We start from the raw sequence: 24388 nt of genomic DNA, 5'->3' as shown, positions 1-24388 counted from the left end.
GGATAACTCTGTCAGATAGGCCGGTATAAGGTGGGCCGCATTTAGATGGGCTTGGGGCCGATTTGCCCGGACTGACCGGCGGCCTTGCGTTCGTTGTAGAGGTTGATGACTGCTGCGGCCGTTTCCTCGATCGAGCGACGGGTCACGTCGATCACCGGCCAGGAATTGTCGGCGAACATGCGCCGTGCATATTTAAGCTCGCTCTCCACCTTGTCACTCGCCACATAGTCGGTGTCCGGGGACTGGCTGAGCGAGAGCAGGCGATTGCGGCGGATCTGGATCAGCCGGTCGGGCGCCGTCGTCAGCCCCACCACCAGCGGCCGCTTGAGCCCGTAGAGGAGCGAGGGCGGCGGGCTCTCGACGACGATCGGGATATTCGCAACCTTGTACCCGCGATTGGCGAGGTAGATCGAGGTCGGCGTCTTGCTGGTGCGCGACACACCCGCCAGGACGATGTCGGCCTCTTCCCATTCCTCCCACAGGACGCCATCGTCGTGGGCAATGGTGAACTGGATCGCATCGACGCGCGCGAAATAGGCGTCGTCCAGCCGATGCTGGCGGCCCGGACGGCCCTTGGCCTCCTGTCCGAGCAGCGCCTCAAGCGCATCGGTCACGCCGTCGAGCACCGCAATCGCCGGAAGCCCGAGCGTCTGGCACTTTTCCTCGAGCCGCCCCCGCGTCTCTTCATTGACCAGGGTGAAGAACACCAGCCCCGGGTTCGCGGCGATCTCCCCCATGATGCGGTCGAGATGCTGCTGCGAGCGCACCATCGGCCAGAAATGGCGCAGGACGTCGCTGTCGTCGAACTGCGCGAGGGCCGCCTTGGCGATCATCTCCAGCGTTTCGCCGGTGGAATCTGACAGGAGGTGCAGGTGGAAACGCGCCATGCCGGCTCAGGGCCTCCGGAAGGGGAAGGGGTGTGGATATGTGGCGGCATAAACCATGGGAGTGGGCTGGTGACAACTCGCTCCGGACTTTTCCTGCCCGTTACCGGGATTCACCGAGTCAGTTTCTGGACAGGGCAACCGACTCTTCCCACACCCTGTGGACAAGGCGGACAACCTTTCGTTGACTCACTCTCGTCCAAGAGTCGCATATGACTCTTCGACCTGTTCAACCGGGTACAAATCGGGCAATGCGCGCTCGTCCCCGATATCCACAGGGCCAACAGACTCCATCATCCTTCTATAAAAATTCTATTTTTTTGTTGGGACGTGACGCGATGCCCGGAATTCTCCTCGACACACTGCGCGGTACGAACACGCGGAAGCGACCGATCTGGCTCATGCGGCAAGCAGGCCGATACCTACCGGAATACCGCGAATTGCGCGCCGAAAAGGGCGGATTCCTTGCGCTGGTCTACGATACCGACGCAGCCGCCGAGATTACGCTGCAACCGATCCGCCGTTTCGGATTCGATGGTGCCATCCTGTTTTCCGATATCCTGATCGTGCCTTACGCCATGGGGCAGGACCTCCAGTTCCTCGCCGGAGAAGGGCCGAAACTGAGTCCCCGGCTTGTGGACAATGCGCTCGAGGGGCTGACTCAGGTGCCCGGGCGCCTCTCGCCGATCTATGAGACAGTCGGCAAAGTCCGTGCCGAACTGGCCACGGACAAGACGATGCTCGGTTTCGCCGGATCGCCCTGGACCGTCGCCACCTACATGGTCGCGGGAGAAGGCAGCCGCGACCAGCACGACACCCGCGCCATGGCCTATCGGGACCCGCAGGCCTTCGCGGCGATCATCGATTCCGTGATTCAGGTGACCGTGGAATATCTGTGCGGCCAGATCGAAGCCGGCGCAGAGGCGGTGCAGCTTTTCGATTCATGGGCAGGAAGCCTGTCTCCGGCGCAGTTCGAACGCTGGGTCATCGCGCCCAACGCGGTGATCGTCGAAGCGGTGAAGGCCCGCCATCCGCAGACTCCGATCATCGGCTTCCCGAAGGGATCGGGCGAGAAGCTTCCGGCCTATGCCCGTGAGACGGGGGTCGACGCAGTCGGAATCGATGAGACCATCGACCCGATCTGGGCCGCGCGCGAACTTCCCGAAGGGCTTCCCGTACAGGGGAACCTCGATCCGCTGCTCCTGCTTTCGGGCGGCGACGATCTCGACCGGCAGGCCCGCACGGTGCTTGACGCCTTCGCGGACCGTCCCCACGTCTTCAATCTCGGCCACGGCATCGGCCAGCACACGCCCATCGCGAATGTCGAGCAGTTACTCGCCACCGTTCGCAACTGGGAGCGTTGAGGCCGGATCGTCGACCCGCTAGAGGGGCATCATGGGTATCCTTCAGAGTCTCTATCCCTGGCTGAAGGCCGGGCACGTCATCTTCGTGATCTTCTGGATGGCCGGGCTGTTCATGCTGCCCCGCTATTTCGTCTATCACCAGGAAAGCGATCCTGGTTCGGCGGAAGAGGCACGCTGGGTCGATCGTGAAGCAAAGCTGCGGAAGATCATCCTGACCCCCTCGATGGTCCTCACCTGGGTTCTGGGGGTGCTTACAGCGCTTTCGATCGGTGCCTTCAGCGAAGGGTGGCTCCATGCCAAACTGCTCTTCGTGGTGGCTCTCTCGGGCTATCATGGCTGGCTGGTCGGCTATGCGAAGAAGCTGGCACGCGGTGAGCGACCGCTGACTGGCAAAAAGCTGCGCCTGCTGAACGAAGTGCCCGGCCTTGCCGCCGTGGTGATCGTCATTCTGGTGGTCGTGAAACCGTTCTGAATGGAGTAAGGTGATGATCGTTACCCTGCTTGCTGCAGCGCTACTTCTGTCACCTCAGACCGAAGACGATATCCACTGCCTCGCCTATCTTTCGGTGGCGGCAGGGAAAGTGGATGGAGAGACGCGCCGCAAGGTCGAGGGCGGGGCGCTGTATTACTTCGGCCGGATCGAGGCGAGTGATCCGCAACTGGACATCGCCGCCGCGTTACAGGCGATCGTGAGCACGCCGGAATACGACAAGAAGGCCTACGAGGCTGACAAGGCCCGCTGCCACGCGCAACTGGATCCGCTTGCGGCGCACTTCGATGCTTGGAAGGGAAGATACGAGGGTGCGCGCTAGGCCCACCCCGCTGCGACTGGGCAGCAGACTGCCAAGTCCCGTTCCCTCCCACAAGCGGGAGGGGCTGGGGGTGGGCTTTCCTCGACTCACCCCGCCCCGGTCCCATCTCGCGGATTGACTCGTTGACCGAGCCCTCGCGAACGCTTATCTGAGCGGCGTTCCGGCAACAGGGCGCGAGCCTTTTCTCCTGCCTGGATCCGCTTTCCCCAAGCCCATCGATCCCGCCGTAACGATCATCTGGCCGACACTACAAATCCATCTGGAATTTCAAGAAATGCATCTCAAAGAACTCAAGAAGAAGTCATCGGCCGAGCTGGTCGAAATGGCAGAGGAACTGGGCGTCGAAAGCGCCTCCACGCTGCGCCGCCAGGACCTGATCTTCGCCATCCTCAAGGAAGTGGCTGAAGACGGTGAGGAAATCATCGGGCAGGGCACCATCGAAGTGCTGACCGACGGTTTCGGCTTCCTGCGCAACGCCGAGGCGAACTACCTCGCCGGCCCCGACGACATTTACGTCTCGCCCAACCAGGTCCGCAAATGGGGCCTGCGCACGGGCGATACCGTCGAAGGCGAAATCCGCGCCCCCAAGGAGGGCGAGCGCTACTTCGCCATCACCAAGCTCATGAGCGTCAACTTCGACGATCCCGACGCGGTGCGCCACCGCGTCAACTTCGACAACCTGACGCCGCTCTATCCGAACGAGCGCCTGCGCCTCGACACCCTCGACCCCACGGTCAAGGACAAGTCGGCCCGCGTGATCGACCTCGTCTCGCCGCAGGGCAAGGGCCAGCGCGCGCTGATCGTCGCACCGCCGCGCACCGGTAAGACCGTGCTGCTGCAGAACATGGCCAAGGCCATTACCGACAACCATCCCGAGGTGTTCCTTCTCGTCCTGCTCGTCGACGAGCGCCCCGAGGAAGTCACCGACATGCAGCGCTCCGTGAAGGGCGAGGTCATCTCCTCCACCTTCGACGAACCCGCGCAGCGCCACGTCCAGGTTGCCGAAATGGTGATCGAGAAGGCCAAGCGCCTCGTCGAGCACAAGCGCGACGTGGTCATCCTGCTGGACTCCATCACCCGCCTCGGCCGCGCCTACAACACCGTGGTGCCCAGCTCGGGCAAGGTGTTGACCGGCGGTGTCGACGCCAACGCCCTGCAGCGCCCCAAGCGCTTCTTCGGTGCCGCGCGCAACATCGAGGAGGGCGGCTCGCTCTCCATCATCGCCACCGCGCTGATCGACACCGGCAGCCGCATGGACGAAGTCATCTTCGAAGAGTTCAAGGGCACCGGTAACTCGGAAATCGTCCTTGACCGCAAGGTGGCCGACAAGCGCATCTTCCCGGCGCTCGACGTGGGCAAGTCCGGCACCCGCAAGGAAGAACTGCTCGTGCCCAAGGACCAACTCACGAAGATGTGGGTGCTGCGCCGCATCCTCATGCAGATGGGCACCGTCGATGCGATGGAGTTCCTGCTGGACAAGATGAAGGACTCCAAGACCAACGAGGACTTCTTTGCCACGATGAACCAGTAAGCGTCGAAGGAGACGATGTTGGATATTCTCACGATCCTCGCCGGAGCACCGGGAATCCAGAGCCCGGCGGAGATCTGGCACCACATCGTCACCGACTTCTCGAACATCGGCACCCCGGCGGCGCTTTCCGCGTTCCTCCAGGTGCTGATGATCGACGTCGTCCTTGCCGGGGACAACGCGATCGTCGTCGGCGCACTGGCGGCGGGACTTCCGGCGGAGCAGCGCAAGAAGGTCATCGCTATCGGCGTCCTCGCCGCGCTGGTTCTGCGCATCGGCTTTGCGCTGGTTGTGACCTGGTTGCTGGGCATCGTCGGCCTCGTCTTCGCAGGCGGCCTGCTGCTGTTGTGGGTCGCGTGGAAGATGTACCGCGAACTGCACCATAGCCCCGTGGGCGAACATTCCGTCGGCTCGCCCGAGATCGAAGGCGACGAACGCTCCGGTCTCGCGCCTTCCAAAAGCTTTGCCTCGGCGGCAATTTCGGTGGCGGTGGCGGACGTGTCGATGTCGATCGACAACGTGCTCGGCGTGGCCGGTGCGGCGCGCGAGCATCCCGGTATCCTCATCGTCGGCCTGATCGTGGCGGTGGCGATGATGGGCCTCGCCGCGAATTTCATTGCGCGGTATATCGAGCGGTATCGCTGGATCGGATGGGTCGGGCTTGCCGTCATCCTCTATGTTGCGGTCAAGATGATCTATGAGGGGTGGACTGATCCAACCCTTGGAATTGTCACGCTTTTTTGAGATTTAGGGTAAATCTGAGGCCATAGTCCCAGATTTACCCTTCCCGCTCCTACGGAACCAGAACCGTAGATCCCGTCGTTGACCGACTCTCCAGAGCCCGATGCGCATCCGCTGCATCCTTCAGAGCAAAGGTCTGCCCGATCTTCGGTTCGAGTACGCCCGAAGCGATCCTGTCGAACAGCTTCTTCGCGCTGGCTGCCAGCAATTCGGGTGTTGCGACGTAGTCCGCCAGCGTCGGCCGCGTCACATAGAGCGACCCGCCACGCATGAGGTCGAGCAGCGCGATCGGCGGCACCGCGCCAGAGGCATTACCGTAGCTTACCATCATTCCGCGCCGGCGCAGCGAAGCGAGCGACGCCTCCCAGGTGGCGGCGCCGACGCCATCGTAGACGACGTTGCACATGGCCCCGCCGGTGATTTCCCGGATGGCTTGAGGCAACTCGGCGAAGGGGCAGTGCAGCGAATGGTCGCCCGGCACCTTCGCGGCCTTTTCGGGGCTGCCCGAATGCGCGATCACCGTCACGCCCTTGTCCAGCAGCCAGGGCATCAGCAGGGAGCCCACCCCGCCCGCAGCGGAATGGACGAGTGCCACGTCTCCGGCCTTGGCGGGGAAGGTATCTTCGGCAAGATAGCAGGCTGTCAGTCCCTTGAGCATGACGGCGGCGGCGATTTCGGGGGCAATGCCTTCGGGAATACGCATGGCCTTGGCCGCGGGGATCGTCCGGTGCGTGGCATAGGCGCCGCCGTTCTGCGTGGTGCCGACACGATCGCCCACCGTCAGATCGGCGACGCCGTCACCTGCGGCGACAATGCGCCCCACGCTCTCGGAGCCGAGGCTGATCGGCAGGGCGTCGGGATAGAGACCCTTGCGATAATAGGTGTCGATGAAGTTGAGCCCGACCGCCTCGGTCTCGATCACCACTTCTCCGGGACCGGGAGAGGGGATGGCGAAGTCCTCGTGCTCGATGACTTCCGGGCCGCCATGGGCGCGCACGATCATGCGATAGCTGCTGGTCATGTCCGGTATCCTCAGCCGATATGCTCAGCGAAGAAGGCTTCGGTGCGACCGTCTGCCAGCTTCGCTCCCGCCTCGTCACGGCGCGCGCCGATCTCGGCCGCGAAGCCATGGTCGAGCCCTTCGTAATCGTGGAGTGTGACCTTGGGGTGATCGTCCAGCCCGTCGTGCATCGCTTTCTGGGCCGCCTCGTCCACGAAGTGATCGGCGGTAGGAATGTGCAGCATGAGAGGGCGGGCGATGGCGTGCTTCTCGTTCAGCATCTGGTCGATCATGACGCCGTAATAGCCGACCGAGGCATCGATATCGGTGCGCGCGGCGGTCATGTAGGCAATCTTGCCGCCCATGCAGAAGCCAACGAAGCCGACCTTGTCGACGCGCTTTTCGCGGCGGACCCAGTGGATCACCGCTTCGATGTCGCGCATCCCGAGATCGAAGTCGTGCTTCATCATGTGGTTAAGTGCGGCCTGCATTTCGGTCTCGACATAAGGGCTGAGTTCGATGCCCGGTCGCTGGCGCCAGAACGTGTCTGGTGCGACGGCGAGGTAGCCTCTGGCGGCCCATTCGTCGGCCTTGCGCCGGATGCCTTCGTCCACGCCGAAAATCTCCTGCTGCACGATGATCGCACCGCGCGGGGTCCCCTCCGGGACGGCGACATAGGCGGGGATCGTGCCGTCACCGTCGAGGCTGGGAATCCCGGTGTTCGTGGCCATGTCTCTTCTCCTGTTCGCTTTGGGCCGAGTAAGGCACTTGCAATGGACTTTGCCAAGCGCATGTGTCAGTCATGATGCGATAAATCAGCGGGAGCCGCGCGATGAAAGTCAATGTCGAGGTCGAATGCTCCCCTGAGGAGGCGCGCCGTTTTCTGGGTCTGCCTGACGTGACCCGGGCGAACGAGGCTTACGTCGATGCTCTGACCAACGCGATGCAGGGTACGACCAACTTCGACCAGATGAACGAACTGGCCAAACAGGTCGCGCCCATGGGTCAGATGGGTCTTAAGCTGTTCCAGCAGTTCCTCGAGAATGGCGTGGCCATGGCAATGAGCGGCACCAAGCCCCGTAAGGACAGCGAGTAGAATCGGTCCTGCTCCCTGTCGGAGCATTTTCACACCATGTGAAAACGCTCTAGGGGGGCATAATGGACGATACGATTTTCGCGCTTTCGAGTGGCTCGCCGCCTGCCGCCATCGCCGTGGTCCGAATCAGTGGGCCACAGGCGGGGGAGGCGCTTTCCCGACTCGCCGGACGTATCCCGCAACCTCGTCACGCCAGCTACCGGCCGCTGAGTGTTTCACGTGAAACAGTTCTCGACCATGCTCTCGTCCTGTGGTTCCCTGGCCCGAACACCGCCACGGGAGAAGATCTTGCCGAACTGCATCTCCATGGCGGCAAGGCGGTGGTCGCCGCAGTGGAGGGGGCCTTGGGCGATATCCCAGGCTTGCGGCGAGCCGTGCCGGGTGAATTCACCCGCCGCGCTTTCGCCAATGGACGCATCGATCTTGCAGAGGCCGAGGGGCTGGCGGACCTGCTTTCCGCCGAGACTGAACTGCAGCGCCGCAGCGCGATCGCCATGGCGGGCGGGGCCTTGTCCCGCCAGGTCGACGACTGGCGGTTCCGCGTTCTCGCGGCGTCGGCATCGGTGGAGGCCGTGCTCGACTTCGGGGATGAAGATGACGTCGCTGATCTTCCGGCTGATTTCATATCCCGCATCGATGGCCTGGCCAGGGAAGTGTCCGACTGGCTCGCCCGTCCTCGCGCCGAAACCCTGCGTGAAGGGTTTCGCGTGGTGCTGGCCGGTCCTCCCAATGCCGGCAAAAGCACCTTGTTCAATGCACTGGTCGAGGACGAGGCCGCGATCACCGCACCAGTGGCGGGAACGACGCGCGACGTCCTGACCCGCGCCGTTGCGATTGGCGGGGTGCCATTTGTCTTCGCCGATACCGCAGGGCTCCGGGATGAGACTGACGACGTGATCGAGGCCATCGGCATCGACAGGGCCAAGGCCGCACTCGATCGCGCCGATCTGGTGCTCTGGCTGGGCGACCCAGGTCTAGGGCCACAAGAGGCATGGGAAGTCACGCCGCAGATCGATATGCCTTCCGTGCAACCGAGCCCGAACGCGCGCCATGCGATCTCGGCGGTAAGCGGCGAAGGGCTCGACGGCTTGCGGCATGACCTTGTGGAGACGGCACGGCAGGCCATGCCGCGTCCGGGCGATGCCGCCCTGAATGCTCGGCAATATGCTTTTCTCGCTGACGCCGAAAATGCGCTGCGCGCCGCGGGACATGAAAGCGATCCGCTCCTCGTCGCCGAATGCCTGCGCCGGGCGCGAGTGGCATTCGACGGTCTGATCGGCCGCGCCACCACCGAGGATATGCTAGATGCGCTGTTCGGCCGGTTCTGCATCGGAAAATAAGCAATGTTCCACGTGGAACACGTTGAGGCACTTTGACGTGAAATCCGCGACGCGGTAAAGGCGGCGGATGCACTCCTTCGATGTGATCGTGATCGGCGGCGGCCACGCCGGCTGTGAGGCGGCGGCCGTGGCCGCCCGCATGGGCGCGCGCGTGGCGCTCGTCAGCTTCGACCTCGATGCGGTCGGTGCGATGAGCTGCAACCCTGCTATCGGTGGTTTGGGCAAAGGTCATCTCGTGCGCGAAGTCGATGCCTTCGACGGACTCATTGCACGGGCTGCGGATGCCGCGGCGATCCACTATCGGATGCTGAACCGCTCCAAGGGCAGCGCGGTGCAGGGGCCGCGCGTGCAGGCAGACCGCGTATTGTTCAAGGCGGCGATCCAGCGGCTGCTGAAAGAGCAGGGCGATCTTTCGCTGGTCGCCGGCGAGGCGGCGGCACTGGTGCTTGAAGGCGGGCGTGCGGTCGGTGTCGATCTCGCTGATGGTAGCCGGCTGATTGCGCCTGCCACGATCCTGTGCACCGGCACCTTCCTTGGCGGCACCCTGTTCCGGGGGGAAGAGCGTCTGGTCGGAGGACGTATCGGTGAAGCATCGGCGCAGCGGCTCGCAGCCCAGATGCGCGATGCGGCGCTGCCGATGGCACGGCTCAAGACCGGCACGCCGCCTCGCCTCGATGGGCGGACAATCGATTGGTCCCGGCTCGACGAGCAACCCTCGGATGGCGAGGCCTGGACCATGTCGCCGATGGAGCAGCGGCGTACCGTGCCGCAAGTGTTCTGCGCCATCACCCGCACGAACCCGCGCAGCCACGATGTCATCCGCGCCAACCTCCACCGCTCGCCCTTGTTCTCCGGCGCGATCGGGGCGCAGGGGCCACGCTATTGCCCTTCGATCGAGGACAAGATTCATCGCTTCGCCGACCGCGAAGGGCACCAGATTTTTCTCGAGCCTGAGGGGCTGACCACGCACCTCGTCTATCCCAACGGGGTCAGCACCTCTCTGCCTGCCGACGTCCAGCTCGAAATGCTGCGCACCATGGAGGGGTTGGAGACGGTGGAGATGGTCGTGCCCGGCTATGCCGTCGAGTACGATCATATCGATCCGCGCGCCCTGCGTTCCAGTCTAGAACTGCGCGAGATTCCAGGCCTCTACTGCGCAGGGCAGATCAACGGCACGACGGGCTACGAGGAAGCGGCGGCGCAAGGTCTGGTCGCGGGTCTTCACGCGGCGGCCGAAGTGATCGGTCGCCAGCCTCCCGCTCTTGACCGGGCGAACAGCTACATGGCGGTGATGGTGGACGACCTTACGCTGCATGGTGTCAGCGAGCCCTACCGCATGCTCACCGCCCGCGCGGAGTATCGTCTGCGGCTGCGCGCCAACAATACCACCACGCGCCTGACTCCTCTGGCCATCGAGGTCGGAGCGGCAAGCCCCGCTCGCCGCGAATGGTTCGCGCGGCGTGAGGAGGCGAGGGCGGCACTGGGCCAAGCATTCGATGCGACCCTGGCTTCTACCGAGCTGGCGGCGGCGGGACTGCCGGTGCGCTCCGATGTCGGGCGATTGCCGCTGCGCGAATGGCTGCGCTTCGGCGGTGTCGACATTGCCGGTCTGGAGCCGTGGTTAGATCCCGCCTTGCGCGCAGATGCCGAACTGCTTGACGAGATGGCTGAAGACGCGGCTTACGCGCCTTACCTCGAACGGCAGGAGCGCGAACTGCGTGATCTGCGCGCCAGCGAAGCGCTGAGCCTTGGCGACGATTTTCCTTATGACCGGATCGCCGGCCTCTCCCGCGAGATGGTCGAGCGGCTGACCAGGGCGCGTCCTGCCACCCTGGCGGCAGCAGGGCGGATTCCGGGAATCACTCCGGCGGCGCTGGCGGCGCTGCTTGTCCATGCCCGCAGGGAGGCCGCGTGATCACGACCGAAGAAGAGGCGCGCGAATGGCTGCGTGCGCTGCCCGAATGCGATGCGGCGGCGATGGAGCGACTGGAACTGCTCGTCGCCATGCTGGCGGAAGAGAACCAGCGCCAGAACCTCGTGTCGGCCGCCAGTCTCGATCAGGTCTGGCTGAGGCATATCGTCGACAGCGCGCAGCTGCTGCCGCATGTTCCACGTGAAACATCGACGCCCTGGATTGATCTCGGAACCGGCGCGGGATTCCCTGGACTAGTGATCGCGGCGCTTCGGCCCGAATGCGAAGTCGTGATGGTCGAATCGCGCGCGCGGCGAATCGAATGGCTCGACCGGGCGCGAATCGCGATGGGCTTCGATCGCGCTTCGGTTGCCGGACAACGTCTCGAACTGGTCGAAAGTCGTCAGGCAGCAGTCATCTCCGCGCGTGCTTTTGCGCCTCTCGACAAATTGCTGACGTTATCCGCGCGATTTTCCACAAGTGACACCGTGTTCCTGTTGCCCAAAGGGCGGTCTGCCGGTCAAGAATTGGCAGACCTTCGCAAGTGGCGGCATGTGTTCCACGTGGAACAGTCCCTGACGGACCCGCAGGCGGGCATCATTGTCGGCACGCTTGCCGGCGGGAAGGGTAAGATCGGGTGATTCGCATTGCCATCGCCAACCAGAAAGGCGGCGTCGGAAAGACGACGACGGCAATCAACATCGCGACCGCGCTGGCGGCCACCGGCTGGAAGACGTTGCTGATCGACATCGACCCGCAGGGCAATGCCTCCACCGGCATCGGCGTCGGCGCTTCCGAACGCGAGGCATCGTCCTATGACGTGCTGGTCGACAAGGTGCCGGTGTCGCAGTGCGTCATGCCCACCCGCATTCCCAATCTTGATCTGTTGCCCGCGACGGTGGACCTGTCGGGCGCCGAAGTCGAACTGGTCAGCGCCGACGATCGCGCGCATCGCCTGCAGCGCACGCTGACGCCGGACCTCGGCTACGACGTTTGCCTGATCGATTGCCCGCCTTCGCTGGGCCTGCTGACGCTTAACGCGCTCAATGCCGCCGATACCCTGTTGGTGCCGCTGCAGTGCGAGTTCTTCGCGCTCGAAGGGCTCAGCCAGTTGCTGCAGACGGTCGAGCGGGTGCAGCAGCGCTTCAACCCCGACCTTGGCATCATCGGCATCGCGCTGACCATGTACGATCGCCGCAATCGTCTGACCGAGCAGGTTTCCGACGACGTGCGATCGGTGCTGGGCAAGCTGGTGTTCGAGACCGTCATTCCGCGCAACGTGCGCCTCTCCGAAGCGCCGAGCCATGGGGTTCCGGCGCTGATCTACGATCATGCCTGCGCAGGCAGCCGTGCCTACATGGCGCTCGCCCGCGAGCTGATCACCCGATTGCCCGAAAAGAGGAAAGCGGCATGAACGACGATTCCATCGTGCGCTTCAGCGTACCCCAGCCCAAGGCGGGCGGGCAGAAGCCCAAGGGTCTTGGCCGTGGCCTCGGCGCGCTGCTGGGCGAAAGCCGACGCGAGGAGCCGGTGCCGGCGACGGGCGAGGGCGGCACGGTCGTTCCGACGCGCGGTGGCCTGGCGGTGCTGTCGATCTCCGATATCAAGCCCGACCCGCATCAGCCGCGTCGCTACTTCGAGGAATCGGCGCTGGAGGAACTCGCCGCCTCGATCGCCCAGCGCGGCGTGATCCAGCCCATCATCGTGCGCCCGCTCGACAACGGGCGCTATCAGCTGGTCGCTGGTGAGCGCCGCTGGCGCGCGGCGCAGAAGGCGCAGCTTCACGAGATTCCGGCGCTGGTCCGCGAATTGTCCGACCGCGAGGTCATGGCGCTGGCGCTGATCGAGAACCTCCAGCGCGAGGATCTCAACCCCATCGAAGAGGCGCGCGCCTACAATCGCCTCGCCGAACTGGAGGGCATGACGCAGGCCGAGATCGCCCGCATGGTCGACAAGAGCCGCAGCCATGTCGCCAATTTCCAGCGCCTGCTCGCTCTGCCTGACGGCGTGATCCTGCTGGTCGAAAAGGGCGATCTGTCGATGGGCCATGCCCGCGCCCTGATCGGCTGCGACGACGCCGAAGACATAGCGGTGTCTGCCGTCTCCAAGCAGATGTCGGTGCGCGACGTGGAAAAGCTGGTGCGCAAGAAGCAGCGCGGCGACGTGGCGCCCCGCCGTTCCGCACGCGCGGCGCGCAGTGGTTCGGAGGATGCGGACATCGCGGCGGTGCAGAACCATCTCGAGGAATTCCTCGGCCTGCCGGTGAAGATCAGCGCCGATGCCGATCCTTCGACCGGCACCGTGACGATCCGCTATGCGACGCTCGATCAGCTCGATCTGATCTGCCAGCGCCTGACCGGCGGCGCGATCTGAATCTTGCCTCGTCATTGCGTGTAAAAGGAAAAGATCCGGGGCGGCCTAATGCCGCGCCGGGTCTCTTCGTTTCGGCTTACTTGATGGGGACCCGCTTGTCGGGGACGATCTTCACGCGCTTGTCCGGCACCACCTTGCTGCGGCGGGGGATGACGTGGTAGGCGGGGCGCACCGGCACGTCCTCGTAGACGTACTCGACCGTCTCGGTGCAGTTCTGCTGGGGCTGAGCGACCGGGACCATCATCATGGGCTGAGCCATGCAGCAACCCTGCGCCGGGTAGCCGTAGGCGGGGTAGTAGCCCTGCGGTGCGTAACCGGGGTAAGCGCCGCCACGCTCGTAGCGGGCATAATAGTCGTCGAGATAGGCTTCGCATTCGTCGCGATTGCGGCCGCGATCTTCGGCCTTGTCGATTGCGGCTCCGGCCACGGCGCCCACGGCCGCGCCTGCCACCGTGCCGACCGTGCGATTGCCGCGTCCGGCGATGCGGTTGCCCGCTACACCGCCGACCACACCGCCGATGACGGCACCGCCGACGCCCGAGTCGCGCGAGGACAGGCGCTGGCGGCAATCCGCGAGCCATGCTTCGCGCGGATCGTAGCCGCGCGCGTCGTATCCACGGGCATCATACCCGCGATCATAACCGTAGGGGCGGCCGTCTGGCGCGTCATGGGCGAGGGCCGGAGATGCGGCCAGGGACAGCGTCGCGATGACGACGGCATGCAGGGGAAGACGCATCGAGGGCACCCTTTCGCGAGAAATGCGGAGGCCACGAAGTCAGCCCCGTCAGTTAACGCAAAATTTAGCATCGTGATCCGCGCAAAACCAAGCGTCTTGCGCGGATGCACTGTCGGTGTCCCGTTTTGGTGCGGGCTCGGATGGCCAGAGATCAAATGGCGAGGGAGGCGACTTGCGCGAGAAGCTGCAGCCCGGCGGCGTCCTCGTCATCGAAGCGGCCAGGGGTGGGGCTGTCGAGGTCGATCACGGCGATAAGCTTGCCGTCGCGCAGGACCGGCACCACCAGTTCGGAGCGGCTGTCGGCGTCGCAGGCGATGTGGCCGGGGAAGGCATGGACGTCGGGCACGACCTGCGTGGTGCCGAGCGCTGCCGCCGTACCGCATACACCGCGGCCGAAGGGGATGCGGATGCAGGCGGGCTTGCCCATGAACGGGCCGAGCACCAGTTCGTCCTCCACCGTGCGGTAGAAACCGGCCCAGTTAAGGTCGGGCACGAACTGCCAGATCACCGCCGCCAGATTGGCCATGTTGGCGATGGGATCGGGTTCTCCCTGCACCAGCGCATCGGCGGCGCGGGCGAGGGCGCTGTAGAGTTCGGGCTTGGGGAGATCGGCGTCTGCGGCAAAGTCGTACATGCGGCGCATTTAGCGCAAGTCTTTGTTGTCGGCCAGCCGGTGCGGCTCTATCTCTTGGCGCATGAATCCGATCGTCAAGAAGACCGCCATCGCCTCCGCCGTGATCGTCCTGGCTGCCGCCGGGTTCGTGTACTGGGGCCTGAACTCCAACACCTCGGACCTGCCGAGCGATGCGACTGCAGGCAAGAACCCGCAGCTGGTCGAGGCCAAGGCGCAGTGGATCCCCAGCATCAAGCTCGCCAAGCCGGTGGGCTGGGCTGCGGGCGAGGCGCCCAAGGCGGCTCAGGGACTGACGGTTGCCCGCTTTGCGGAAGGGCTCGATCATCCGCGCACCATGCTGACGCTGCCCAACGGCGACGTGCTGGTGTCGGAGACGAATGCGCCGGCCGGGAACAAGCCGGGCGGGATCACCGGCTTCGTCATGGGCCTGATGTTCAATCGCGTTGGCGCCGGAGTTGCTTCGCCCGACCGCATCGTCCTGCTGCGTGACGCCGACGGTGACGGCAAGGCTGAACTGAAGACCACGCTGCGCAGCGAGGACATGCACTCGCCCTCCGGTCTCGCTTATCGCGACGGCAAGCTCTACGTGGCGAACCACGACAAGGTGCTGGAATTCGCCTTCACGCCCGGCCAGACCAAGCTGGAAGGCCGTCCGCTGCGCACGATGATGGACCTGCCGCCCGCCGGCAATCACTGGATGCGCAACCTGCTGCTGAGCGAGGATGGCAAGCACCTCTACGTCGCGGTCGGCTCGGCCAGCAACATTGCCGAAAACGGCATGGAGCAAGAGACCGGCCGCGCGATGATCTGGGAGATCGACGTCGCTACCGCCCGCCGCCGCCAGTTTGCGGTGGGCATGCGCAATCCCAACGGCCTGGGCTGGAACCCCTCGACCGGCGAGATGTGGGCGACGGTGCAGGAGCGCGATATGCTCGGCCCGGATCTCGTGCCGGATTATCTGACCAACGTTCCGGTCGGCGCGCAGTACGGCTGGCCGTGGGTCTACTGGAAGGACACTTTCGACGAGCGCGTCCAGTGGCCGATGCAGACCTACATGATCGAATATACCCGGAAGCCCGAGTATGCGCTGGGCGCCCATGTCTCGGCACTGGGGCTGACCTTCGCCAATGGCGGCAACCGCATGGGCAAGGGCTACGAGAACGGCGTCTTTATCGCGCGTCACGGTTCGTGGAATCGCCGCCCCTCGGCGGGTTACGACGTAGTGTTCATTCCCTTCGACGCCAACGGCAATCCGAAGGACGTGAAGCCGCAGCCGGTGCTGACCGGCTTCCTCAAGGACAACGGCGATACGCACGGCCGTCCTACCTGGGTCACGTGGGACAAGGGCGGCGCGCTGCTCGTCAGCGACGATACGGCGGGGATCGTCTGGCGCGTGGTGTCGCCGGGGGCACAGCCTTCTGCGGCGATCAAGCCCGTCGTCACCGAGCACATGAAGCCGCGTGAGGACATCAAGGATCCGACTTCTCCGGAAGAAGCGGCGAAGTTGATGGGGGGATTCCGGAAGGAAGACGACAGGCTGCTGCCGCAGTAAGAAGAAGGAAGTCCTGGGGCCATCGCCCCAGACCCCCAAACTGTCGTCGTCGTGCGTGCAGCTACGGTGATGCGCGCACAGCGACGACGGTAATGGGGTGCAGGGGTGTTAACCCCTGCGTTTATATTGCTTTCCCTGCTCTTCCAGCCAATTCATTGACATACTGCCAGGCCACGCGCCCCGAGCGAGCCCCACGCCGCCGCGACCATTCCAGCGCGTCCGCCGGCTCCCACTCCAGACCGAATTCCCCGGCATAGCCGCCGATGATGGCGAGGTAGGAATCCTGATCGCAGTTGTGGAAGCCGATCGAGAGGCCGAAGCGATCCGCCAGCGCCAGCTTTTCGTCCACCGCGTCACGGGCGTTGATGGGATCGTCCTGCTCCGACATCGAGCGGCCGACGATGGCGCGGCGGTTCGAGGTGACGGCGAGGCGCACGTTCGCCGGGCGTGCCTCGACGCCGCCTTCCAGCCACGAGCGCAGGATGCGCGGCCCGGCGCCGTCGCCTTCCTCGAAACCGAGATCGTCGATGAAGACGAGGAAGCTGCGGTCCACCTTGCCGAGTGCGGCGAAGAGGTCGGTCACGCCGGAGAGGGCTTCCTGCGCCACCTGCACCAGCGCGATGCGGCCCGGGTGCGCCGCGTCGGCGGAGCGGACGGCGGCGCGCAGCAGGGCCGACTTGCCCATCCCGCGCGAGCCCCAGAGCAGCATGTCGTGCGCGGCGTGGCCTGCGGCAAGGCGCTCGACGTTGGTGACGACGCGGTCTTTCTGGGTGTCGATGCCGCGCAGCAGGGCGAGGGCAGGGGCGTCCAGTTGTTCGACCGATCTCGCGGTGCTGCCGGTCCAGACGTAGGCGGGATGGGCGAGCCAGTTGGTCGCAGTGGGCGCGGGAGGCACGAGGCGTTCCAGTGCTTCGGCGATGCGCGTGAGAACGTCAGTGTGCTCGGCGGGCTGGGTCGTCATCTGTTGCATGTCCTTGGCATTCGTCGCCGTGGGGCTATAGCGGCGGGGTATGGAGCACGCCACCCAGCCCGAGATGCTTGAAGCCGGTCCCGTCGGGATCGAAGCCGCCGCGCGTCTGTTGCGGGGCGGACGCCTTGTCGCGGTGCCGACTGAGACGGTCTACGGCCTTTCCGCGAGAGCCGACCGGGACGAGTCCGTGGCGGCGATCTACCGCGCCAAGGGGCGGCCGAGTTTCAATCCGTTGATCGTCCACGTGGAACATCTGGCTTCGGCGCAGATGCTGGCCGAGTTCGACGATCGTGCGCTGGCGCTGGCGGAGGCGTTCTGGCCGGGTGCTCTTACCATGGTTCTGCCGCTGCGCGAGGGCGCGCCGATTGCCGCTGCGGTCACCGCCGGGCTGCCCACGATCGCGCTGCGCTGTCCGGCGCATCCGGTGATGCGGGCGGTCATCGCGGCGACGGGACTACCGATCGCGGCACCCTCCGCCAATCGCAGCGGCGGGGTGAGCCCGACCGAAGCCGGGCATGTCGTCGCCTCGCTCGGGGCGAATGTCGATGCGGTGCTCGATGGCGGCGCCTGTGAGGCGGGTCTCGAATCCACCATCGTCGCGTTGCGGGAAGGGGGGCGCTGGCAGGTCCTGCGTCCGGGGCCGATCCCGGAGGATCGGATCGCCGCTGTCCTGGGTATTTCGAGCGAGCCGGTGACTTCGCAGGCCATCGAGGCGCCGGGGCAGCTTGCCAGCCACTATGCGCCGGGCAAGCCGGTGCGGCTCGATGCGGTGGAGGCAGCGGCAGACGAATTTCACATCGGTTTCGGCGCAGTGAAGGGGGAGGTGACCTTGTCGGCGAGCGGGGATCTGATCGAGGCGGCCTCGCGGCTCTATGCGCTGCTCCATGCCGGAGCCGCTGCAGCGCAGCCGCGCATCGCCGTGGCGCCGATCCCCGAGGGCGATATCGGGGCTGCCATAAACGACCGCCTGCGCCGCGCCGCGGCCTGAGGCATCACGCCATCTTCTCCCACTCTTCTTCATTGCGAGCGTAGCAAAGCAATCCAGGGCGGCTTGAGACTGGCCTAGATTGCTTCACTGCGCTCGCAATGACGAGGGGGCAAGGGCAGCCGGGCAAGGCGGGTAACGAAGGCCCGCACCGTCGAGTGACGGCACGGGCCTCGCATGTTCCACGTGGAACGTTTCTCAGTAATCGTGGTCGATATCGCCGATGCCGTTCATCCGGCTACGCAGCGTCTCGGGCTTGCGGACGAGGGTGACGTTGCCCGCGCCGTTGATCTCCACGTCAACCACGCCGGTAGCGCCGATGGTCACGTCGCCCACGCCATTGATCCGGATCGTGGCGTCGCGGCCCTGAACCTTGCCGAGGTCGATGTTGCCCGCGCCGTCGGAGGTCACGAACGTCCGGGCGACCTTGCCCGATGCGTCGAGGTCGATGGCGCCGCGAGCGTTGATGCGCAAGGATTCCTGGTCGAGACCGTGGAGATCCACGTCGCCCGGTGCATCGAGGTCCAGCCCGGCGATCTCGGGAGCGGTGATTCGCACCTTGAGGCCACGATGGATCCGGGCGCTGCCGTTAAGCGAGAGGCGGCCGTTTGCCCAGACCAGCCGGTCGACCACGCTGGCGGGGCCTTCGACGGTCATCTCGGCCTTGTCACCACGCGTGAATTCGAGGTCCACCGGCACTTCCATGGCGAGCTGGCTACCCGACTGGATGGCGAACACGCGGGTCTTGCGCGGTCCCTGGTCGTGGTGATCGTCGCCGCCGTCGAAGTACCAACCCTTCGTCTCGAATTCCTGTTTCATTTTCTCGCCGCCGAAAGTCCAGGCGAGGGCGAAGGCGGCGATCGACAGGATCAGGCCGCTGGCGAATACGATGAGCAGTTTCCTGAGCATCACTTGGTCCTCCTTGTCGTCGTCAGTCTTCGGGATGGATGGCGGGTTCGAGCACGCGGTAGTGCAGGCGGCCGAACCACATGAGGGCGTTGACCACGCCGATGCCCACGATGGTGAGCAGGGCGCCGATGCCGACCGCAGCACTCATGGTGCCGAGGCCCAGCAGGATCGCGATCAGCGGGCCGCCGGGGAAGCCGGAGAAAGGCCCGGCAATCAGCATGAAGCCGCCGCCGACGAAGGCCGCCAGCACCGCCACGAACAGGCCGAAGACCACGCCCAGAACCGGCAGCACGATCGGCAGCAGGATCAGGATGTCGATCGTGGCGAGGCCCATGAAGGCAAGGATCGCGCCCCAGGCGGACGACGGCGTGCGATCACTCTTCCAATTGCGGAAGCCGGTTTCGAAGCGCAGTTCGCGGGCAAGGCGGCTCGGGTTGCCGAGGGCCGTCGCAACCTCCTCTTCGCTGCGGCCCTCGGCAAGGCCGGCTTCGAAGTGCTCTTCGTAGTCGGCGACGATGTCGTCGATGGCGTCCTGCGGCATGCCCTTGAGGCCCGCCTTCAGGCGCTTGATGAATTCGTTACGCATCATGGCTGGGCTCTCCTTCCTGAATCGGGCCTTCCTGAACGGCAGTCGGCTCTGCGGCATCGTCGAGCAGCGTGTCCACGGCCTTGGTGAAGCCGCGCCATTCGGCGACCTGCTCGGCAAGGCGCGAGCGGCCGGTTTCGGTGAGGCTGTAGTACTTGCGGGGCGGGCCGGAGGGCGATTCCTCAAGGTAGGTCTTCACCAGGCCTTCGGACTGCATGCGGCGCATCAGCGGGTAGATCGTGCCTTCGCCCATATCGACCGCGTCGGCCATGCGGCTCGCGATCTCGTAGGCGTAGCTGTCTCCCCGCGAGAGCAGCGCCAGGACGCAGAGTCCCAGCACCCCTTTCTTCAACTGGATTTCGATTTCGGACATCGAATCATCTCCTGCGGATGCCCATTGTGTATAGCCAGCTACTGTGTGTTGCAAGATACCTTGTTTAGAAAAGTACAGTTCGAGGCAAGATACCTTGTTATCGATAGGTATCGGTCAATGGATTGCGGCTGATTTCCGGGGTTTTCCGCGCTGAGGAGGACGGCTAGGCTGCGGCGTGATGACCACGCCTTATCATCCTCCGGTCAAGCGTTCGGTTGAGATCGCCGGGCACAAGACCTCGATCAGCCTCGAGCCGGTGTTCTGGGAACTGCTCAAGCGGGCGGCCGGGCAGGAGGGGGTGCCGGTGAACGCGCTGGTGGCGCGGATCGATGCGGAGCGGTTGGAAGCCGAGACGCCGCCCGGGCTGGCCGGGGCGGTCAGGGTCTGGCTGGCGACGTCGGCGCTACGCTAAAGCAATCCCGCTCGCAATGACGAAGGGGAGTATTGGCGAGGCGGCTGTCAGGCTGCGCGGCTGAGCCTCAACTCTGCGGGCTTGCGCAGCAGCATGTCGAGGCTGACCGGCCCCCATCCGAGGCCGTGCGCGGCCACGCAGTTGTGGCCGGGGCGGCGCCATGCTTGCCGAGTATGGCCGTGCAGCACGAGCGCATCGTCTTCCGGAGCTTTCGTGGGGTCGTTGATGAGGGTCAGGGTGCCGTGGGCCGTATCGAGGCGGTGCACGTCGCAGACGCTGGCATAGCGGCCTGTAGCAAGGCAGTTCCAGGGCTGCGGATCGCTTGCGCCGCGCACTAGGTGCTTGATGCCGGGCAGACCACCGAGGTGGACGGGGTTTCCGACATTGCCGAGGATCCAGACATTGTCGTCGTCGGCCACGCGGGCGCGCCAGACTTCGCAGATGCGGCGGGTCATCTCGGTGCTATCGGGAAAGCCGTAGGGAATCGCGTGGATGGCGCTTTCGCCGTTGAAGTTCAGGTCCGCGACAAAGTGGATCGCCATCGTCTTCTTCCCGTCCCGGAAGCGGCCGCCCCGGCGCTCCGACAAGGGTTTCAACGGGTTAGGTAAACAATTCGTTCCAGCTGGAATGCGGAGAATCAGGCAGTCCGCGCGAATTTGCGACGGATGGCAGAAGGGCGGGGAAGCCTTTGCTTTTCCCGCCCTTTTTTGCGACCACGACCGGTGATTAATATGTCGATGGAGGATCGCTCGCCGGGAAGCTCTCGTCGACCGCCTCGTCGGTTTTGTCCCAGTTCCTCGGCGGCGAACTCATGTGTTCCGGCCCGGAATCGCGCACGCCGCCGGCGAACTCGGCTTCCTGCTTCTTCTCGGTCGCGTATTTGTAGAGGGCGTAGCCGACCGCTCCGGCGGCCGCCAACTTGATGAGGCCCATGTTCGTCTCTCCTCTCGGCAGTTCGAGGAGCAAACGCGCCATGGGCCTTCGCGGTTTCCTCAGTCGCCGCCGACACGTTCGATCTGCGCGCCGACCAGCGCCAGCTTCTCTTCGAGGCGCTCGTAGCCGCGATCGAGGTGGTAGAGGCGGTGCACCTGCGTCTGGCCCTGCGCCGCGAGACCGGCGATCACGAGGCTCATCGAGGCGCGTAGGTCGGTCGCCATGACGTCGGCGCCGGTGAGGCCCTGTACGCCGTGGACGATCGCGGTGCGGCCCTTGGTCTCGATTCGCGCGCCCATGCGGTTGAGTTCGGGAACGTGCATGTAGCGGTTCTCGAAGATCGTCTCGGTCAGCACGCTGGAGCCTTCGGCCATGCACAGCAGCGCCATCAGCTGCGCCTGCATGTCGGTGGCGAAACCAGGGTAGGGCGCGGTGGAAAGGGTCACCGGCTTGAGCTTGCCGTCCGAGGCGACGTGGAGGCCGTCGGCCTTGGGCTCGACGTGGACGCCTGCATCGCGCAGCGCCTGCACGGTGGCTTCCATGTCCTCGATCTTCGCGCCCTTGAGCAGCACTTCACCGCCGGTGATGGCGGCGGCGCAGGCGTAGGAGCCGGCCTCGATGCGGTCGGGCATGACCATGTAGGTCGCGCCGTGGAGGCGGTCGACGCCGTGGATGGTGAGGTCGCTCGTGCCGATACCCTCGATCTGTGCGCCCATCGCGACGAGCAGGTTGCACAGATCGACGATCTCGGGCTCGCGCGCGGCATTGTGCAGGGTGGACTTGCCCTTGCACAGCACGGCGGTCATCAGCGCGTTCTCGGTGGCGCCCACGGAGACGACCGGGAACGAGTAGCGCCCGCCCGGCAACCCGCCGTCAGGGGCGATGGCGCGCACGTAGCCGGCGGCCAGCTCGATCGTCGCGCCCAGCGCTTCCATGACCTTGAGGTGCAGGTCGATCGGGCGATTGCCGATGGCGCAGCCGCCGGGCAGCGACACGGTCGCCTCGCCCATGCGCGCCAGCATCGGCCCAAGGACGAGGATCGAGGCGCGCATCTTGCGCACGAGGTCGTAAGGCGCGACCGAACTGGTGATGCGCGTGCCCTGCAGGGTCATGACGCGGCCGAAGTCTTCCGGACGGCTGCCCGCGATCGCGGTGGAGACGCCGAACTGGTTCATCAGGTGCTGGAAACCGTCGATATCCGCCAGACGCGGCAGATTGCGCAGCGTCAGCGGTTCTTCGGTCAGCAGCGCGCAGGGCAGCAGCGTGAGCGCGGCGTTCTTGGCGCCGGAAACGGGAATGGTGCCGGAAAGGCGCTTGCCGCCCTCGATGATGATCTTGTCCATCACCGTCCTTTAGCGCCAAACGCGCGTCCTTCAACGGGATCGGATGCAATTTCGCGCCGGATTAAGGGTTCGGTAAGATTAACATGGGGTTGTTGCGCTAAGACTATTTCCGGGCTTTAAACGCAACCGCAACATGAGCGAGGCATTATCCAGACCCATGAGTGACTCGAAATTCCGCAAGCCGGTCCGAAAAGCCGTCTTTCCCGTCGCCGGTCTCGGCACCCGTTTCCTTCCCGCCACCAAGGCGATCCCCAAGGAACTTCTTCCGGTCGTCGACCGTCCGCTGATCCAGTACGCCGTCGATGAGGCGCGCGAAGCCGGGATCGAGGAGTTCGTCTTCGTGACCGGCCGCGGCAAGACCGCGATCGTCGAGCATTTCGATACAGCTTACGAACTCGAAGCGACGATGACCGGGCGCGGCAAGTCGCTCGATCCGCTCGAACCGACGCGCATCCAGCCCGGCAATCTCGTCACCGTGCGCCAGCAGGTGCCGATGGGTCTGGGCCATGCGGTGTGGTGCGCGCGCGCGGTCGTCGGCGACGAGCCTTTCGCGATCTTCCTGCCTGACGAACTGATGTACGGCTCGCCCGGCTGCATGAAGCAGATGATCGAGGCCTACAACGAAGTGGGCGGCAACCTCGTCTCGGTGCTGGAAGTGCCGCATGAGGAAGTGTCGAGCTACGGCGTGATCGCGCCGGGCGAGAGCCGGGGGAATCTCACCGAGGTCAAGGGCCTGGTCGAGAAGCCCAAGGTGGAAGAGGCGCCCTCGAACAAGATCGTCTCTGGCCGCTACATCCTGCAGCCCGAAGTCATGGGCCTGCTCGAAACGCAGGGCAAGGGCGCGGGCGGCGAGATCCAGCTGACCGATTCGATGGCCAAGCTGATCGGCCAGCAGCCGTTCCATGCCGTGACCTTCAACGGCCGCCGTTTCGACTGCGGTTCGAAGGTAGGTTTCGTGGAAGCGACGCTGGCGATCGCGCTCGACCGTCCGGATATGCGCGACGACGTGCGCGCCATCGCGCAGAAGCTGCTGGGCTGAACGTAAATTCCTCCCCGAGCTTGCCTCGGGGAGGGGGACCGCTCGCGAAGCGAGTGGTGGAGGGGATGGATCACGAGATTCCCCCTCCGTCAGCCCTGACGGGCTGCCACCTCCCCGAGACAAGCTCGGGGAGGAATTCTTTCCTTACTGCCGAACCGGATCGGTCAGCCGCGCCATGATCGAGGCGACGTAGGCCCTGGTCTCGCGGATATTGGGAATCCCGCCGGCCTTGAGCACGCGAGCAGGACCGGCGTTGTAGGCGGCCAGCGCCTTCTCCAGATCACCGCCGAAAGCATCGAGCTGCATGCGCAGATAGCGCGCGCCGCCTTCGAGGTTGGCCATGGGATCGGCGGGATCGACGCCCATCTGCGCGGCAGTGCCGGGCATGAGCTGGGCCAGCCCACGCGCGCCCACCGGCGATAGGGCCAGTTCGTTCCAGCGGCTTTCCTGCCAGACGACCGCTTCCAGCAGCGTCGGGCTGATGTCGTACTTGGCCGCAAGCTGGGCGACGCGCTCACGCCAGCGGGTCGGGCCTGCCGCGTCGAGCGCTTCGGTAATGGACTGCGGGTGAAGCCCTGAATCGACCTCCATCGGGGTCGATTCGACCTGCTCAGTCGCCTTCGCAACAGTGCTGCCGATGAATCCGACACCCGATGACTGGTCAACTTGTGCGATGTCGGAGACGGAGGGAAGGGCGGAGGGGCCGCCAGCGACCCATTCGGCGCCGGAGTTGCCGATCTGCAGAACATCCGCGTGGGCTACTGCGGGCAATGCCGCGCAAGAAACGGTGAGGAGCACGGCCAGTGCCTCAATCCGCTTCATCGATTCGTTTCCCTCACCATGGTCGCCGTCCTACCGCATCCGCG

At 65.0% G+C, this 24388-nt stretch carries 28 protein-coding genes; 15 read left to right on the top strand and 13 right to left on the bottom strand.

All coding sequences use genetic code 11. The features are described 5' to 3' along the window. Positions 1–41: 41 nt before the first annotated feature. Positions 42–887, bottom strand: a complete 846-nt coding sequence (locus tag ACODRZ_RS04080) for a pyruvate, water dikinase regulatory protein (protein WP_488969583.1) — start codon at positions 885–887, stop codon at positions 42–44. A 335-nt stretch (positions 888–1222) separates the two neighbouring features. Between ACODRZ_RS04080 and hemE the strand changes: the two genes are divergently transcribed. From hemE to ACODRZ_RS04055, 5 genes are all read left to right on the top strand, one after another. Beyond that, entirely contained in the window at positions 1223–2248 is a 1026-nt protein-coding gene (gene hemE, locus ACODRZ_RS04075) for a uroporphyrinogen decarboxylase (protein WP_488969582.1), read from the top strand. Between the two features lie 31 nt (positions 2249–2279). Beyond that, the gene (locus ACODRZ_RS04070) at positions 2280–2720 is read left to right on the top strand and encodes a CopD family protein (RefSeq protein WP_488969581.1); all 441 of its coding nucleotides are present in this window, start codon (positions 2280–2282) and stop codon (positions 2718–2720) included. Positions 2721–2733: 13 nt separating this feature from the next. Continuing rightward, on the top strand, positions 2734–3060 hold the full coding sequence (locus ACODRZ_RS04065; RefSeq protein ID WP_488969580.1) for a hypothetical protein: 327 nt from the start codon (positions 2734–2736) through the stop codon (positions 3058–3060). Between the two features lie 274 nt (positions 3061–3334). Next, a complete protein-coding gene (gene rho / locus ACODRZ_RS04060) occupies positions 3335–4591 on the top strand; it encodes a transcription termination factor Rho (RefSeq protein WP_488969579.1) in 1257 nt (418 codons plus the stop codon). Positions 4592–4606: 15 nt separating this feature from the next. Next, positions 4607–5332, top strand: a complete 726-nt coding sequence (locus ACODRZ_RS04055) for a TerC family protein (RefSeq protein ID WP_488969578.1) — start codon at positions 4607–4609, stop codon at positions 5330–5332. Positions 5333–5381: 49 nt separating this feature from the next. Here the strand turns inward: ACODRZ_RS04055 and ACODRZ_RS04050 are convergent, their stop codons facing one another. Both ACODRZ_RS04050 and ACODRZ_RS04045 read right to left on the bottom strand, forming a co-directional pair. Beyond that, positions 5382–6350 (bottom strand): quinone oxidoreductase family protein, encoded by a 969-nt coding sequence (locus ACODRZ_RS04050; protein ID WP_488969577.1) that lies wholly within the window; start codon positions 6348–6350, stop codon positions 5382–5384. Positions 6351–6361: 11 nt separating this feature from the next. Next, positions 6362–7060, bottom strand: coding sequence for a dienelactone hydrolase family protein (locus tag ACODRZ_RS04045; protein WP_488969576.1), 699 nt, complete (start codon positions 7058–7060; stop codon positions 6362–6364). 101 nt (positions 7061–7161) lie between these two features. Between ACODRZ_RS04045 and ACODRZ_RS04040 the strand changes: the two genes are divergently transcribed. The 6 genes from ACODRZ_RS04040 to ACODRZ_RS04015 all read left to right on the top strand — a co-directional run bounded on the left by ACODRZ_RS04040 (position 7162) and on the right by ACODRZ_RS04015 (position 13050). Next, complete coding sequence (locus ACODRZ_RS04040; protein WP_488969575.1) at positions 7162–7425, top strand: DUF6489 family protein; 264 nt, start codon at positions 7162–7164, stop codon at positions 7423–7425. A 62-nt stretch (positions 7426–7487) separates the two neighbouring features. Further along, positions 7488–8765, top strand: coding sequence for a tRNA uridine-5-carboxymethylaminomethyl(34) synthesis GTPase MnmE (gene mnmE, locus ACODRZ_RS04035; protein WP_488969574.1), 1278 nt, complete (start codon positions 7488–7490; stop codon positions 8763–8765). A 67-nt stretch (positions 8766–8832) separates the two neighbouring features. Further along, on the top strand, positions 8833–10680 hold the full coding sequence (mnmG, locus tag ACODRZ_RS04030) for a tRNA uridine-5-carboxymethylaminomethyl(34) synthesis enzyme MnmG (RefSeq protein WP_488969573.1): 1848 nt from the start codon (positions 8833–8835) through the stop codon (positions 10678–10680). Continuing rightward, positions 10677–11318: a 16S rRNA (guanine(527)-N(7))-methyltransferase RsmG gene (rsmG, locus tag ACODRZ_RS04025; RefSeq protein WP_488969572.1), complete on the top strand. Its 642-nt coding sequence runs from the start codon at positions 10677–10679 to the stop codon at positions 11316–11318. The genes mnmG and rsmG overlap by 4 nt, the downstream gene beginning before the upstream one ends. After that, on the top strand, positions 11315–12091 hold the full coding sequence (locus ACODRZ_RS04020) for a ParA family protein (RefSeq protein WP_488969571.1): 777 nt from the start codon (positions 11315–11317) through the stop codon (positions 12089–12091). The genes rsmG and ACODRZ_RS04020 overlap by 4 nt, the downstream gene beginning before the upstream one ends. Beyond that, positions 12088–13050: a ParB/RepB/Spo0J family partition protein gene (locus ACODRZ_RS04015; protein WP_488969570.1), complete on the top strand. Its 963-nt coding sequence runs from the start codon at positions 12088–12090 to the stop codon at positions 13048–13050. Before ACODRZ_RS04020 ends, ACODRZ_RS04015 begins: the two co-directional genes overlap by 4 nt. A 76-nt stretch (positions 13051–13126) precedes the next feature. On the opposite strand, the gene ACODRZ_RS04010 is transcribed toward ACODRZ_RS04015, so the two are convergent. After that, positions 13127–13786: a glycine zipper 2TM domain-containing protein gene (locus ACODRZ_RS04010; protein ID WP_488969569.1), complete on the bottom strand. Its 660-nt coding sequence runs from the start codon at positions 13784–13786 to the stop codon at positions 13127–13129. 151 nt (positions 13787–13937) lie between these two features. After that, positions 13938–14420 (bottom strand): GAF domain-containing protein, encoded by a 483-nt coding sequence (locus ACODRZ_RS04005; protein ID WP_488969712.1) that lies wholly within the window; start codon positions 14418–14420, stop codon positions 13938–13940. 61 nt (positions 14421–14481) lie between these two features. Here ACODRZ_RS04005 and ACODRZ_RS04000 point away from each other — a divergent pair, with 61 nt between their 5' ends. Then, positions 14482–15972: a PQQ-dependent sugar dehydrogenase gene (locus ACODRZ_RS04000; protein WP_488969568.1), complete on the top strand. Its 1491-nt coding sequence runs from the start codon at positions 14482–14484 to the stop codon at positions 15970–15972. A gap of 121 nt (positions 15973–16093) precedes the next feature. Here ACODRZ_RS04000 and ACODRZ_RS03995 read toward each other — a convergent pair whose 3' ends face one another. After that, complete coding sequence (locus ACODRZ_RS03995; RefSeq protein WP_488969567.1) at positions 16094–16933, bottom strand: DUF815 domain-containing protein; 840 nt, start codon at positions 16931–16933, stop codon at positions 16094–16096. A gap of 49 nt (positions 16934–16982) precedes the next feature. Here ACODRZ_RS03995 and ACODRZ_RS03990 point away from each other — a divergent pair, with 49 nt between their 5' ends. Then, positions 16983–17930 (top strand): L-threonylcarbamoyladenylate synthase, encoded by a 948-nt coding sequence (locus ACODRZ_RS03990; RefSeq protein ID WP_488969566.1) that lies wholly within the window; start codon positions 16983–16985, stop codon positions 17928–17930. Positions 17931–18125: 195 nt separating this feature from the next. On the opposite strand, the gene ACODRZ_RS03985 is transcribed toward ACODRZ_RS03990, so the two are convergent. From ACODRZ_RS03985 to ACODRZ_RS03975, 3 genes are read right to left on the bottom strand one after another with little or no spacing between them, the layout of a single operon-like run. Then, on the bottom strand, positions 18126–18836 hold the full coding sequence (locus ACODRZ_RS03985; protein ID WP_488969565.1) for a GIN domain-containing protein: 711 nt from the start codon (positions 18834–18836) through the stop codon (positions 18126–18128). Between the two features lie 22 nt (positions 18837–18858). After that, complete coding sequence (locus ACODRZ_RS03980) at positions 18859–19425, bottom strand: DUF1700 domain-containing protein (protein WP_008832543.1); 567 nt, start codon at positions 19423–19425, stop codon at positions 18859–18861. Then, positions 19415–19795: a PadR family transcriptional regulator gene (locus ACODRZ_RS03975; protein ID WP_488969564.1), complete on the bottom strand. Its 381-nt coding sequence runs from the start codon at positions 19793–19795 to the stop codon at positions 19415–19417. The genes ACODRZ_RS03980 and ACODRZ_RS03975 overlap by 11 nt, the downstream gene beginning before the upstream one ends. A 178-nt stretch (positions 19796–19973) precedes the next feature. Between ACODRZ_RS03975 and ACODRZ_RS03970 the strand changes: the two genes are divergently transcribed. Further along, positions 19974–20207, top strand: coding sequence for a ribbon-helix-helix domain-containing protein (locus tag ACODRZ_RS03970; protein WP_488969563.1), 234 nt, complete (start codon positions 19974–19976; stop codon positions 20205–20207). 47 nt (positions 20208–20254) lie between these two features. On the opposite strand, the gene ACODRZ_RS03965 is transcribed toward ACODRZ_RS03970, so the two are convergent. From ACODRZ_RS03965 to murA, 3 genes are all read right to left on the bottom strand, one after another. After that, positions 20255–20749 (bottom strand): metallophosphoesterase family protein, encoded by a 495-nt coding sequence (locus ACODRZ_RS03965; protein ID WP_488969562.1) that lies wholly within the window; start codon positions 20747–20749, stop codon positions 20255–20257. 184 nt (positions 20750–20933) lie between these two features. Next, entirely contained in the window at positions 20934–21140 is a 207-nt protein-coding gene (locus ACODRZ_RS03960; RefSeq protein ID WP_488986167.1) for a hypothetical protein, read from the bottom strand. 59 nt (positions 21141–21199) lie between these two features. Further along, complete coding sequence (gene murA / locus ACODRZ_RS03955) at positions 21200–22483, bottom strand: UDP-N-acetylglucosamine 1-carboxyvinyltransferase (protein WP_488969560.1); 1284 nt, start codon at positions 22481–22483, stop codon at positions 21200–21202. A gap of 157 nt (positions 22484–22640) precedes the next feature. Between murA and galU the strand changes: the two genes are divergently transcribed. Next, positions 22641–23522: a UTP--glucose-1-phosphate uridylyltransferase GalU gene (gene galU / locus ACODRZ_RS03950; protein ID WP_488969559.1), complete on the top strand. Its 882-nt coding sequence runs from the start codon at positions 22641–22643 to the stop codon at positions 23520–23522. Positions 23523–23666: 144 nt separating this feature from the next. Here galU and ACODRZ_RS03945 read toward each other — a convergent pair whose 3' ends face one another. Continuing rightward, entirely contained in the window at positions 23667–24344 is a 678-nt protein-coding gene (locus tag ACODRZ_RS03945) for a lytic transglycosylase domain-containing protein (protein WP_488969558.1), read from the bottom strand. Positions 24345–24388 lie beyond the last annotated feature (44 nt).

Source organism: Novosphingobium sp. FG90 (genome assembly GCF_057808725.1).
This window is presented reverse-complemented; position numbering and strand designations above follow the sequence as displayed.